The organism is Solwaraspora sp. WMMD937 (assembly GCF_029581175.1).
Lineage (GTDB): Bacteria > Actinomycetota > Actinomycetes > Mycobacteriales > Micromonosporaceae > Micromonospora_E.
This window is the reverse complement of record NZ_CP120738.1, coordinates 6,186,220-6,198,624: the sequence shown is the minus strand read 5'-3', so window position 1 is coordinate 6,198,624 and position 12,405 is coordinate 6,186,220. Positions and strand designations below refer to the sequence as shown.

At 72.6% G+C, this 12,405-nt stretch carries 16 protein-coding genes; 11 read left to right on the top strand and 5 right to left on the bottom strand.

Annotated features, from left to right (window positions below):
* The first annotated feature begins 150 nt into the window (after positions 1-150).
* The 3 genes from O7621_RS27395 (at position 151) to O7621_RS27385 (ending at position 1,847) form a co-directional block, all read left to right on the top strand.
* Positions 151-600: a VOC family protein gene (locus O7621_RS27395; protein ID WP_278170800.1), complete on the top strand. Its 450-nt coding sequence runs from the start codon at positions 151-153 to the stop codon at positions 598-600.
* Positions 588-995 carry a nuclear transport factor 2 family protein gene (locus tag O7621_RS27390; protein WP_282231870.1) on the top strand — a complete coding sequence of 136 codons (408 nt, stop codon included), beginning with the start codon at positions 588-590 and terminating at the stop codon, positions 993-995. The genes O7621_RS27395 and O7621_RS27390 overlap by 13 nt, the downstream gene beginning before the upstream one ends.
* Before the next feature lie 72 nt (positions 996-1,067).
* The gene (locus O7621_RS27385; protein ID WP_282231869.1) at positions 1,068-1,847 is read left to right on the top strand and encodes an IclR family transcriptional regulator; all 780 of its coding nucleotides are present in this window, start codon (positions 1,068-1,070) and stop codon (positions 1,845-1,847) included.
* Here the strand turns inward: O7621_RS27385 and O7621_RS27380 are convergent.
* A complete protein-coding gene (locus O7621_RS27380; protein WP_282231868.1) occupies positions 1,844-2,734 on the bottom strand; it encodes an IclR family transcriptional regulator in 891 nt (296 codons plus the stop codon). The genes O7621_RS27385 and O7621_RS27380 overlap by 4 nt on opposite strands.
* A 101-nt stretch (positions 2,735-2,835) precedes the next feature.
* The gene (locus O7621_RS27375; RefSeq protein ID WP_282231867.1) at positions 2,836-4,149 is read right to left on the bottom strand and encodes a hypothetical protein; all 1,314 of its coding nucleotides are present in this window, start codon (positions 4,147-4,149) and stop codon (positions 2,836-2,838) included.
* Positions 4,150-4,332: 183 nt separating this feature from the next.
* On the opposite strand from O7621_RS27375, the gene fdxA reads away from it, so the two are divergent.
* The 7 genes from fdxA to O7621_RS27340 are packed head-to-tail and all read left to right on the top strand — an operon-like array spanning position 4,333 to position 9,900.
* A complete protein-coding gene (gene fdxA / locus O7621_RS27370; RefSeq protein WP_278170791.1) occupies positions 4,333-4,647 on the top strand; it encodes a ferredoxin in 315 nt (104 codons plus the stop codon).
* Entirely contained in the window at positions 4,644-5,624 is a 981-nt protein-coding gene (locus O7621_RS27365) for an NAD(P)/FAD-dependent oxidoreductase (protein WP_282231866.1), read from the top strand. The genes fdxA and O7621_RS27365 overlap by 4 nt, the downstream gene beginning before the upstream one ends.
* Entirely contained in the window at positions 5,621-6,553 is a 933-nt protein-coding gene (locus O7621_RS27360; RefSeq protein ID WP_282231865.1) for a fumarylacetoacetate hydrolase family protein, read from the top strand. The genes O7621_RS27365 and O7621_RS27360 overlap by 4 nt, the downstream gene beginning before the upstream one ends.
* On the top strand, positions 6,550-7,737 hold the full coding sequence (locus O7621_RS27355) for an amidohydrolase family protein (RefSeq protein ID WP_282231864.1): 1,188 nt from the start codon (positions 6,550-6,552) through the stop codon (positions 7,735-7,737). The genes O7621_RS27360 and O7621_RS27355 overlap by 4 nt, the downstream gene beginning before the upstream one ends.
* A 10-nt stretch (positions 7,738-7,747) precedes the next feature.
* Positions 7,748-8,575 (top strand): aldolase/citrate lyase family protein, encoded by an 828-nt coding sequence (locus O7621_RS27350; protein WP_282231863.1) that lies wholly within the window; start codon positions 7,748-7,750, stop codon positions 8,573-8,575.
* 25 nt (positions 8,576-8,600) lie between these two features.
* Positions 8,601-8,978 carry a cupin domain-containing protein gene (locus O7621_RS27345; protein WP_282231862.1) on the top strand — a complete coding sequence of 126 codons (378 nt, stop codon included), beginning with the start codon at positions 8,601-8,603 and terminating at the stop codon, positions 8,976-8,978.
* Positions 8,979-8,982: 4 nt separating this feature from the next.
* Entirely contained in the window at positions 8,983-9,900 is a 918-nt protein-coding gene (locus tag O7621_RS27340; RefSeq protein WP_282231861.1) for a ribokinase, read from the top strand.
* Here the strand turns inward: O7621_RS27340 and O7621_RS27335 are convergent.
* Positions 9,897-10,367, bottom strand: a complete 471-nt coding sequence (locus O7621_RS27335; protein ID WP_282231860.1) for a hypothetical protein — start codon at positions 10,365-10,367, stop codon at positions 9,897-9,899. The genes O7621_RS27340 and O7621_RS27335 overlap by 4 nt on opposite strands.
* A 48-nt stretch (positions 10,368-10,415) precedes the next feature.
* Between O7621_RS27335 and O7621_RS27330 the strand changes: the two genes are divergently transcribed.
* A complete protein-coding gene (locus tag O7621_RS27330; protein WP_282231859.1) occupies positions 10,416-10,559 on the top strand; it encodes a hypothetical protein in 144 nt (47 codons plus the stop codon).
* Between the two features lie 229 nt (positions 10,560-10,788).
* Here O7621_RS27330 and O7621_RS27325 read toward each other — a convergent pair whose 3' ends face one another.
* Together O7621_RS27325 and O7621_RS27320 are read right to left on the bottom strand one after the other, a co-directional pair.
* Entirely contained in the window at positions 10,789-11,142 is a 354-nt protein-coding gene (locus O7621_RS27325) for a PadR family transcriptional regulator (RefSeq protein ID WP_278170779.1), read from the bottom strand.
* Between the two features lie 25 nt (positions 11,143-11,167).
* Positions 11,168-12,349, bottom strand: coding sequence for an MFS transporter (locus tag O7621_RS27320; RefSeq protein ID WP_282231858.1), 1,182 nt, complete (start codon positions 12,347-12,349; stop codon positions 11,168-11,170).
* Positions 12,350-12,405: the final 56 nt, after the last annotated feature.

Sequence of the window (12,405 nt, the reverse complement as noted above, 5' to 3'; positions counted from 1 at the left end):
AGCCTGTCATCCGACCACCGACGGCGGCACCGTCGCCGCGGCTCGAAGGCCGATCGCCGGGTTTGTGTCCCCGGCACATGGATCCCGGCTAGCGTGCCGAATAGCCTGGTAGACGCGCTGCAACAGACATTTCGGCAACTGGAGGTTCCCGTGGCGACCGGCCTTACCCACGCCCGATGGACGCACGTGGCACTGCCCACCGGCGACCTTGACAAGGCCATCTCGTTCTACACTTCGCTCACCCCGCTGGTGGTGGTGGAGCGCTTCGCCGACGCCGACGGCGAGAGCGTCTGGCTCTCCAACGACAAGCAGGTCGAGACGCCGTTCGTGCTGGTGCTGGTCTCGTTCAACAAGGACAAGGGCGGCCAGTTGGGGCTGCTGCACCCGTTCGCGCACATCGGCATCGAGGTGCCGAACCGGTCCGACGTCGACGAGATCGCCGAACGGGCCCGGGAGATGGGCTGCCTGCACTGGGAGCCACGGCAGATGCCGCCGCCGGTCGGCTACATCTGCGCGTTGAAGGACCCGGACGGCAACGTCATCGAGATCTCCCACGACCAGCAGGTGTTCGACACCGTACGGCGGCTGTGGGGGAGCTGACCGGCGGACGCACCCGCGAAGCGGTTCGGCGTTACCTGTCCGCGCTCAACGCGTGGGACGCCGACGCGGTCGCCGGCTGCGTCAGTCCCGGTTTCGTCAACGAGCACACTGCGGCGCTGGGCCGCACCGTCACCGGCCGGGCCGCGTACCGGGCCCGGCTGGACGGCTTTCTCGCCGAGTTCGCCGACCTGCACTACGAGGTCGAGGATCTGCTGGTCGAGGGCGACCGGGCGGCGGTGGCGTACCGGATGTCGTTTCGGCTGGTGTCGGCCGGCCGCGCGCCGGTACGCATCCGGGGCATGTTCCGCTTCCTGGTGGACGCCGACGGGCTGATCGCCCGCCGGGTCGACTACTGGGACAGCGCCGAGGTGCACCGACAGATCGCCGCCGGCTGATTCCGTCGGCTGGCTGATTCCTGTCGACCGGCTGGTCCCTGTCGACCGGCTGGTGCTCGGTAGAGTGGCGCCGTGGTGGTCACGGGTCGGGCGGCGGGTGAGGCGAACGAGGTGACCGGTGACGGGCCGGCCATCCAGACGGTGCAGCGCGCCGCGACGATCCTGCGGGCGTTCACCGTGGACCGGCCCCGGCTCACCCTGGCCGAGCTGACCGCCGACCTGGCGATCAGCCGGGCCACCGCACACCGGTACGCGCGGGCGCTGCGCGCCGCCAACCTGCTGCGTTTCGACGTCGCCACCGCCACCTACACACTGGGGCCGCAGATCCTGGCGATGGAGGCGGCGGCCCGCGCCGCGCTGCCGATCGTCACCGTCGCCGAGCCCTACCTCGACCGGCTGACCCGCGACACCAACCAGACCTCGGTGCTGAGCATCTGGAACGGCGAGGTGCCGACGGTGGTCCGGTGCATGGACAACACCAGCGGGGACGTGCGGCTCAGTGTGCGTACCGGCTCGCCGTTGGAGCTGACCCGTTCGGCCCAGGGCCGGGTGTTCTGCGCGTACCTGCCGCCCGCCGAGAACCCGGTGGTGGCCCGGCAGCTGCGGCTGTCCGCCGCGCTGCGGGAGGTGGTCGCGCAGGTCCGCCGCGACGGCGTCGCGGTCAACTCACCGGAGGATTTCGGGGTACGGGTGATCGCCGCCCCGGTGTTCGAGCGTACCCAGGTGGTCGCCGCGCTCGCGGTGCTCGGCACCAGCGTGGCGCTGGCCGGTACGGCGCAGGCCGAGGCGGCGGATCAGCTGCGGCAGGTCGCGGGGGAGTTGTCCGAGACGTTGGGGGCGATCGCCGGTTAACGCCGGCTGGTCCGCCCGTTGCCACTCTGCTGGTGGCTGGTCCGCCCGTTGCCGTCCTGCTGGTGGCCGTTGCGCCCGGGACCGCCCGGCGGCTGGTGGCCGTTGCCGGCGACGCTGCCCAGTTCGGCGGTCACCACGGCGGCGACGCGCTGCAGGGCGGCTGCCAGCGGACTGTCGGTGCCCTCCGGCACCGACGTGGTGGTGCCGACGATCGCCATGGCGGCGATCAGCGTCTGGCCCCGGAAGATCGGCGCGGCGATGCTGCGTACCCCGTTGACCGACGGCGTGTTGGCGGAGATGCCGGTGCGGCGGATCTTGTCGACCTCGTGGCGCAGCTCGGCCGAGGCCGCCAGGTCGGCGGCCAGCCCGGGGACGTCCTCCGCCGGCAGGAACGCGCAGAACACCCGGCCCTGGGCGGATTCGGTGCGCGACAGCCGGGATCCGGTGCGGACGCTGACCCGGATCACCCGGTCGGTGTTGTCGTCGGCGCGGACCACCACCGCCGTGTCGCCGTCCCAGACGCTGAGCACCACGGTCTCGTCGACCTCGCGGACCAGCTGCTGCATGTGCGGGCCAGCGATGCTGATCACCGGCATGGCGGCGCGGGCGGCGGCGGACAGGGTGAGGATCTGCGGGCCGAGGGAGTAGAGGCCCTCGCGTTCGTCGTAGCGCAGCAGGTTGCTCTCCCGCAGCGCCTTGGTGTAGCGGTGCGCGGTGGCCTTGCTGGTGCCGAGGCTGGCGGTGAGCTCGTTTAGGCTCAGCCGGGGACGTGCGGCGGTGAACGCGTTGAGGATCACCGCAGCACGCTGCACGGTCTGGATCGCCGGGGTGCTCGGTTCGGCGAGCACCGGGGGGCTCACCTCGGCGGGAGAGTTGTCGTCCGCCATCTGGCTTCCTTATCTGGCTTCCTGGTCGGAAGCGGCGGGGCGTGCGCACCGGACGGGGGTAGGTGCGGGCGGCCGGGACGCGTACGGAAGGTGAGACAGCATCATGCCATACGGTACCCTGTGCTGTCGATGGTGCCGGTGTGTCGTACCGCGATGTCCGCATAAATGCCGGCGAACATCCGCAGATCGGTCAGCGCGTACCGGTCCCGTCGGGGATCAGCGGGATCGGCACCCCGGCCGGGCGGTCCCAGCCGTACCGTCGGCACCCCCCGACCGCGCAGTACCACCCCGTCGGTCGAACCGGTCCAGCCGAGGACCGGCGGTGGCTGTCCGCCGTACGCCGCTGTCCACGCGTCGCACGCGTGCCGGGCGATCGGCGCGTCCGGTTCCGTCGCCGCGGCCGGGTGGACCAGTTGCCCGTCCACCGAGACCGGGCACTCGGCCAGCGGAGTGCCGGCGGTCGCGGCGGTGACGGCGGCCTGCACCTCGTCGCGGATCCGCGCCGGATCGTCACCGGGCACCGTCACCAGGTACAGGTGCAGGTCAAGCCGGCCCGGCAGCAGATCCGGCTTGGCCGGCTGCCCGGCGCGTACCGCGCCGATGCCGACTTCGGCGCCGACCGCAGCGGTCGGATCGGCCCGGGCGGCCAGGTGCCGCCGCCGGAAGGCCTCCAACGCGTCGATCACCACGCCGAGATGGGTGATCAGACCGCCGGGCGGCACGGCGTGCTCGCGGGCCAGCACCGGATGGAACCGGCCGGTGAGCCGTACCCGCAGGTAGAGGGCACCCGGTTCGGCGGTCAGCACGCCCGGCGGACTGGTCTTGGCCAGCACCGCCGCGGCCGGCAGCGGGTACCGGTCCAGGTGCCTGGCCACACCGCCGGGCTGCTGCCGGGTCACCCCATCGGCATCCCCGCGCTGGTGCGACAGGTGGTACCGGTGGGTCCCGGCGGCGGCCAGCAGCAGGGTCAGCCGGTGCGGCCGGTCGGCCGCCCGCAGCGCCTCGGCGGCGGCGATGAAACCGACCAGCGCGCTCGCGGCGGCGGCCCGGGCGACCCCGAGGCCGAAGCCGTCCACCAGGGCGTCGCCGTCCGGTCCGACCGACCGGCGCAGCCCACCCGCCGCACCGGACGAGCCGGTCACCGGCTCGTCGAAGTCCGGGTCACCGGTGAGGGAGGTGTCGAGGTGGGAGCAGATCAGCAGCTCCGACGCGCCGCCGTGGCCGGCGCTGACCACGAGGTTGGCGCTGCGCGGCAACTCGGCGGTCGCTGGCAGCCGGTCGACCTGCCAGGCCAGCTCCGGCCAGCGGGCGCCGCCCCAACCGGCCAGTCGTTCGGCGGTGGCCAACTCCTGTCCGTACGGGGTCGGCCCAGCGGCCAGCACCGTCAGGGCGTCGACGATCCGGTCCTCGCTCATCGCCTCATCCCATCACTCCCGTGACAGTTATCCAAGATGACGTCTCGCATGTTGACATAGCCAGGGTGGGGTCTCTAGCGTGACGTCACATCAACGACGCCGCTGTCCATCCAGATAACCGCAGGTCGCAGAGGCGCGAGACGCGAGCAGGACGGCGAAAGGTGCACAGATGCGGGAGGACCGATGACCTACGTGGTCACCGACGAATGCGTGGACGTACAGGACCGCTCCTGCGTCGAGGAATGCCCCGTGGACTGCATCTACGAGGGCGACCGGATGATGTACATCAACCCCGACGAGTGCGTCGAGTGCGGCCGGTGCGAACCGGTCTGCCCGGTCACCTCGATCTTCCACCTGGACGACCTGCCGGCCGACCAGGCACACTTCGGCCCGATCAACGCCGAGTTCTTCAGCGAGCTCGGTGCCCCCGGCGGCGCCCGCAAGATCGGCCGGGTCGGTCGCGACCACCCGGCCGTCGCCGGGAGCACCGGCTCATGACCGCCGAACACGACGTCGACCTGGCCATCATCGGCGCCGGCCCGGCCGGCCTGTACGCCGCCTACTACGCCGGCTTCCGTGGGATGACCGTGGCGATCATCGACTCGCTGCCCGAACCGGGCGGACAGATCGCTGCCCTCTACCCGGAGAAGGACATCTACGACATCGCCGGCCTGCCGGCGATCAAAGGTCAACAGCTCGTCGACGCCCTGCTCACCCAGGCCGCCACCGCCAAACCCACCTTCCTGCTGGGCGAGAGCGCCGTGGAGCTGACCAACGCCGCCGACCACGTGCTGATCGGCACCGACTCCGGCAGCCGGGTGCGCGCCAGGGCGGTCCTGCTGACCGCCGGGATCGGCACCTTCACGCCGCGTGAACTGCCGGTCGGCAGCGACTACCTCGGTCGTGGGCTGCGCTACTTCGTGCCCCGGCTGGAAGAACTCGCCGGACAGCAGGTCGTCGTGGTCGGCGGCGGCGACTCCGCCGTCGACTGGGCACTCGCCCTGGAGCCGTACGCCGCCAACGTCACCCTGGTGCACCGCCGGCCGCAGTTCCGCGCCCACGAACGCAGCGTCGGGCAACTGCACGCGTCGACCGTGCGGGTGGTCACCCCGTACGAGGTCAGCGGCATCGCCGGCGACCCGCAGCTGACCTCCGTCACGATCAGCGAGGTACGCGGCGACGGGCGCGAGGAACTGCCCGCCCAGGCGGTGGTGGCCGCCCTCGGCTTCATCGCCGACCTCGGCCCGATGCAGCAGTGGGGGCTGGAGATGACCAAACGGCACATCACCGTCGACCGGTCGATGCGGACCAACCTGCCCCGGGTCTACGCCGCCGGTGACGTCACCGACTACCCCGGCAAGGTACGGCTGATCTCGGTCGGCTTCGGTGAGGCCGCCGCCGCCGTCAACAACCTGGCACCGCTGGTCAACCCGGCGCTGAGCACCGTGCCCGGCCACTCCTCGGACGCCGCGTGAGCGCCCCCGGACTGCAGCTGCTGGCCACCCGGCACGGGCTGGCCCGGATCTGTGGCGACGGCACCGCCGAGCTGCTCGACCTGCCGTACCGCGACGTCGCCGAGCTGCTGCGGGCCGGCGCCGGCCTGACCCCGGCCGCCGACGCCTCGGCCCGGGACCGGCTGCCGCTGGACAGCGTCACAGCCGAGCTGGTCGCCCCGCTGGGCAGCACCCGGGCGGTGTGGGGAGTCGGCCTCAACTACCACTGCAAGGCGCGGGCCGCCGGCCGGGCCGTCCCCACCGAACCGGTGCTCTATCTCAAGTCGGCCAGCGCCGGCTCCGGCCCGGACGCCACCGTGGCGCTGCCCAGCTCGATCAGCGCCCAACCCGACTACGAAGGCGAGATCGCGCTGGTCATCGGGGCCCGGATGCACCGTACGCCGGCCGAGCAGGCCTGGTCACACGTCGCCGCGATCACCGCCGCCAACGACCTGACCGCCCGGGACGTGATGGCCGCTTCGGCCAACCCGACGCTGGCCAAGAGCTTCCCCGGTTTCGGCGCGCTGGGCACGTCGGTGCTGGACATCGCCGCCGTCGCCGACCGCGACGCCATCGAGGTGCGGACCACCGTCAACGGCGAGGTACGCCAGCAGGCCACCAGCGCCGACCTGATCTTCCCGGTGCCGCAGCTGCTCGCCTGGATCACAAAGTACGTGATCCTGGAACCGGGCGACGTGGTGCTCACCGGCACCCCGGCCGGCACCGGCCAGGACCGGGGCTGTTTCCTGCGCCCCGGTGACCTGGTCGAGGTCTCGGTCGGCGGGGTACTGCCGCTGCGTACCCGGTTCTGCGCTGAAACCCCCGACGACGAGCCCGCCGTAACCTCCGACGGCACCTCCGACGTGGTGGCACCGTCCTCTCCTTCGCACAGAAAGTCCGCTGACCGATGACTGAGAATGCTCCCCGGTACGACCTGGTGCTGGCCGGCGGTGAGGTCTTCGACTCCGCCACCGGTGCCAGCCAGGTCACCGATGTCGCGGTGACCGGTGACCGGATCGCCCGGATCGCCCCCGGCCTGGCCGCCGACGCCCGCGAGGTGGTCGACTGCGCCGGCCGGTACGTGCTGCCCGGCCTGGTCGAGGGGCACACCCACATCTTCGCCGAGGTGTCCAAGGTCGGTGCCCCGCCGGACGAGGCGCACCTGCACCGGGGCGTCGTCGCCGCCTGCGACGCCGGCACCGTCGGCGCCTCCACCTTCGCCGCCTTCGAGCGGTACGTCGCCGCCCCGGCGAAGCTGCGGCTGGTCAACTTCCTCAACGTCAGCGTGCTCGGCCTGATCGACTTCCGGTTCGGCGAGCTGATGAACCCGGACACCCTGGTCCCCGAGGACGCCCTCGCGGTCGCCGCCGCCAACCCGCACCGGGTCCGCGGCTTCAAGATCCGGCTCTCCGAGGACGTCGTCGGGCACAACTGGCGGCCGCTGCTCAAGCGTTCCCTGGAGCTGTCCGCCGACGCCGGCCTGCCGCTGATGATCCACATCGGGGAGACCCCGGAGCCGTTGCCGGCCGTGCTGGAGATGCTGCGTCCCGGCGACGTCGTCGCGCACTGCTACACCGGCAAGCCGTACGGCATCCTGGCCGACGGCACCGTGCTGCCCGAGGTGTACGCCGCCCGCGAGCGCGGCGTGCTGTTCGAGTCGGCGCACGGCAAGAGCAACCTCAGCTTCAAGGTCGCCGAGCCGGCGATCGCGCAGGGCTTCTACCCCGACGTCATCACCTCCGACACCTCGGCCCGCAACTGGCGCGGCCCGGTGTTCGACCTGGTCACCAGCATGGCCAAGCTGCGCGCGCTGGGCATGACCATGGAGCAGATCGTGCCCCGGGTGACCAGCGCCCCGGCCCGGCTGACCGGCCTGGACGCCGAAGGCTACGGCAGCCTCGTCGAAGGCGGCCCGGCGCACGTCACCGTGCTCGCCGACGCCGACGAGGCGGTGCTGCCCGACGCGGCCGGCAACCAGATCACCGCCCCCCGGCTGGAGCCGGAAGTGGTGCTGCTGGCCGGCGAGCGGGTGCCGACCGTACCGTGGCGTGGCCTGCCCACCGACCAGGCCGGTGCCGCCGGCCGGGCCAGCTGAGGGACCGACCGTGACGCGTACCGGGGTGCACACCGGCCGGGCCGCGCTGCGCGAGCGGCTGCGGCGCGGCCGGCGGGTGGTCGGCACGTTCCTCAAACTGCCCGGCACTGACGCGGTCGAGCTGGCCGCCCAGGCCGGCCTCGACTTCGTCGTGGTCGACCTGGAGCACTCCGGGTTGGACGAGCGGACCGCCGCCGGGCAGCTGCGGCACGCCGCGCTGCTCGGCCTGCCGGCCCTGGTCCGGTTGGCGGCGGTCGACCCGGCGCAGATCAACCGGCTGCTGGAGGCCGGTGCCGCCGGGGTGCAGCTGTCCACCGTACGCAGCCGGGCACAGGTCGCCGCGCTGCACGCCGCCGTGCGGTACGCGCCGGTCGGCCGGCGCAGCATCAGCCTCGCCCACCCGTCCGCCGGCTACGGGGCCGCCGGGCTGGACGCCTACCTGGCCGCCGAGGCCGCCGACCCGCCGCTGCTGGTCGCCCAGATCGAGACCGCCGACACCGACGACCCGCTGCCTGACCTGCTTGCCAGCCCGGACGGCACCCTGGGTGCCGGCCGCCGGCCAGGTGCGGCCAGTGTCGACGTGGCGTTCGCCGGCACCACCGACCTGGCGGTCAGTCTCGGCCTGGCCACCACCGACGACCAGGCGCCGCTGCTGCGCCGGGTCGGTGAGATCGCCGACGCCGCCCGCGCCGCCGGGGTCACCCTGGGCGGGTGGGCGCCGGGCCGGGCCGACGACACCCTGCGCCGGTACGGCCTTGCCAGTGCCAACTATCTGGTCGCCGGCTCGGACCTGCAGCTGCTCGGTGCCGGCCTGCGACACCTCGCCACCGACAATTGAGCCAGCCCTCGAAGGGAGCCCGGACGTGCTGAACTCGCAGCTCTACCGCACCTCGGTCAACTGGGACGAGATCCCCGCCACCGACGTGCGCCCCGGCGTGCGACGCAAGGTGTACGCCACCGACGAGGTGGTCCTCGCCTGGCACGAACTCGCCGTCGGCATGGCCCTCAACCCGCACACCCACGACGACTTCGACCAGCTGGTGATGATCCTCGGCGGGCGGTGCAACTACTACGTCGACGGCATACCGCACGACATGGGCGCGGGGTCGATGCTGCTGATTCCGCGCGGCGCCGAGCACTACATCGAGCCGACCGAAGGGCCGTGTATCAACCTGGACGTGTTCGCCCCGCCGCGCGCCGACTTCCTCGCGCACGCCTGGCGCCCCGCCGCGCAGGGGTGAGCCGATGACCGACATCGTGGTGGTGGGCAGCCTCAACGTCGACGTGGTGGTGCCCCTCGACGAGTTGCCCGCCGCCGGGCAGACGGTGCTCAGCGCCGCCGACCATTCCCGGGCCGGCGGCGGCAAGGGCGCCAACCAGGCGGTGGCCGCCGCCCGACTGGGCCGATCGGTGACGATGGTCGGTGCGGTCGGCGACGACCCCGAGGGGGAGTGGCTGACCGGGCTGCTGGCCGCCGAGGGCGTCGACACCTCGGCGGTGCTGCGCGCCCCGCGCCCCACCGGGCAGGCGATCGTGCTGGTCACCGCCGACGGCGACAGCACCATCGCGGTCAGCTCCGGGGCCAACATGTGGCTCGCCCCGGAGCACCTGCGGCCGTACGCAGACCTGATCGGCGACGCTGCGGCCGTACTGCTGCAGCAGGAGGTCGCTGCGGCGGTGGTGGCTGCGACGGTGGCCGCCGCCCGCGGCCTGGTCGTGGTGAACCCGGCACCGGCCCGGCCGATCGACCCGGGAACCCTGGCCCGGGTCGACGTGCTGGTGCCCAACCGGGGCGAACTCGCGGCGCTGGCCGGTGCAGGTGCCGGGCCTGCGGCTGCCGGGCCGTCGGAGGACGTCGCCGGTCTGGCCGCGATGGCCCGGTCGCTGGGGACCCGGGGGCCGGTGGTGGTGACCCTCGGCGTCGACGGCGCCCTGGTGGTGACCGCCGACCGGGAACATCTGGTGCCGGCCGAGCAGGTCGACGCGGTGGACGCCACCGGCGCCGGGGACACGTTCTGCGCGGCGCTGGCCGACGCGCTGCTCGACGGTGCGGCGATCGACGACGCGGCCCGCTGGGCGAGCCGGGCGGCGGCGGTGACGGTGACCCGGCCCGGCGCGATGGCCAGTGCCCCACGCCGGGCCGAGGTGCTCGCCGTCGGCTAGCTGGCCAGCCCTGGTCGGTCGTCGGTAGCCGGCCGGCGCCGGTGATTGCCGTGGGGCGGACGACACAGCGCGACGATGGCCGCCGCGACGACGGTGACGAGGATCGTCGGGGCGAGGAGCAGCAGTCCTTCGTCGCCGGGGACCGTCCACGACCAGATCGGTCCCTCGTGCAGGGTGAACCCCTGGTCGACGATGGTCAGATAATCCTGTACGACAGAGCTGATCATCGGGGCGGAGGTGCCGGCGGCGATGAAGGCCAGCAGCGCGAGGACGCCGCTGGCCTGCGGGTGCTGCTCGGTCCGGCGACTCGCCCAACCAGTGAGGAGCCACCCGAGGACCATGCCGAGCAGCCCGCCGACGGCGAATCCGACCGGCATCCCGGCGGGCTCGATCCGGCGTACCGAAACCTCGAACCAACCACCGCCTTCCGGCTCCAGCGCCTGGTAGGTGTTGGCGAAGGTCAGCAACCAGCCGTCCTTGGTCGCGGTCAGGACCTCGGCCGTACGCCGATCGGCGTGTCCCGAGTAGGCGAGCGGGCCGAGCCGCCAACCGTCGGCGGTCAGCCGCTCGGCGACCTCGGCGTCGTACGCGCGCAGGTCAGGTACCGGGGTGACATGGTCGACCTGGTACCGGACCTGACCGAACTGCCGACGCGCTGACGAATCCGCTCAGGATCGCGACGAGGGCGGCGATGAGCACCACGAGGCGGTTGCCCGGTCGCCCCAGCCGGGCCCGTGGTGCGTGGCGCAGCACGTTGACGACCTCGCGGGCGCTCGGCCGGCGGCGGCCGGTGTCCTCGGCAACCATCAGCATCGTGTCGAGCAGCTCGGCCCGGCGTGGCCCGGGCGGGTAGCCGGTAGCCCCGGTGGCGTGCGGTGCCGGCCGGGCTCATCCGAACGTCACCGTGGCCGGACCGGCCGGTGGGCGCAGCGCGTCCAGCAGCCGGTTCGCGGTCGCTACCTTGCGGCTCAGCCGCTGCGTCTCGGCGGCCAGCGCGGCACCGCCGGAGTCGGTGAGCCGGTAGTAACGGCGCAGTCGACCGTCGACCGCCTCCTCCCGGTCAACGGCCACCAGGCCCTCGGCGGCCAGCCGGTCCAACGCGGCGTAGAGGGTCGCCGCCAGCAGCCGTGTCTCTCCGTCGGAGAGCTTCGTGACCTGCTGAATCACCCCGTATCCATGTCGCGGTTGGTCGACCAGCGCGGCCAGGATCCAGAACGTCGGCTCTCTCATCGGACGTGTCACGCGGTTGAATATACAAATAATTTGACTATCGTGCCAGTCGGTCGACCGGGACGAAAGCGTGCCGCCGACCCACCACCCACAGGGTCAGGGCGAAGCAGCTCAGCGCCACCCCGACCAGCGACACTGCCGTCCAGCCGCCAGCCGACCAGAGCGTCGCGGCAGCAGCCGAGCCGGCGGCACCACCGAGGAAGTTGGCCGTCACGTACGCCGTGTTCAGCCGGCTACGCGCCTCGTGCGAGACGGCCATGACCCGCAACTGGTTGAGGATTCCGGCCGCCTGCAACGCCGCGTCGAGCGCGACCACCACGACGATCACCAGCAGGACGCTGCGTCCGGCGAAGATCGCCGTGACGAACGAGGCGAGCACCAGGACCCAGGCCGCGCCGGTGGCGGGCAGCGACCAGCCCAGGTCGTGCAGCCGACCGCTGCGCTGTACGGCGACCGCGCCAGCCAGACCGGCGAGGCCGAACAGCCCGATCACCGACACGGGATAGTCGAACGGCGGGCCACTGAGCAGGAACGTCAACGCCGTCCAGAACATGGTGAACGCGGCGAAGCCGGTCGCGGACAGCACCAACGTCCACCGGACCGCGCGTTCGCGGGCGACCACCGCGGCGACGGACGCGATCAGCGCCGGATACGGCAGCCGGGTCTTCGGCGCCAGCGACGGAATCGCCCGGTACATCACCACGGCGAAGCCGACCGCCGCCACCGCCGCCAGCAGGAAGATCGCCCGCCAGCCGGCGATGCCGGCGACCAGCCCGCTGATGGTCCGCGAGGCGAGAATGCCGGTCAGGATTCCGGCGACGACCGTACCGACCGCGCTGCCACGCCGGCTGTCGTCGGCGAGATCGCTGGCGAGCGGGGTGAGCAACTGCCCGGAGACCGTGGCCACCCCGAGCACGGTGATCGCCACGAGCAGCACGCCGAACGACGGCGCGAGCGCACACGCCACCAGAGCGCCCGCCGCGCAGAGCATCAGCACCGGTACCAGCCGGCGTCGGTCGAGGATGTCGCCCAGCGGCACCAGGAACAGGATCCCGGCGGCGTAGCCGATCTGGGTGGCGGTGACCAGCAGACCGGCGGTCGCGGTCGTGACGTCGAGGTCGGCGGCGATGAGATCGAGCAGCGGTTGCGCCCAGTAGAGGTTGGCGACGGCGGCACCGGCGGCCACCGCGAACAGGAAGGTCAGCCCCCGGCGCGTCACCCGCCGACCTCGGCGTCGGGCACCGTACCCCGGTCGAACTGGAAACTGATCACGCC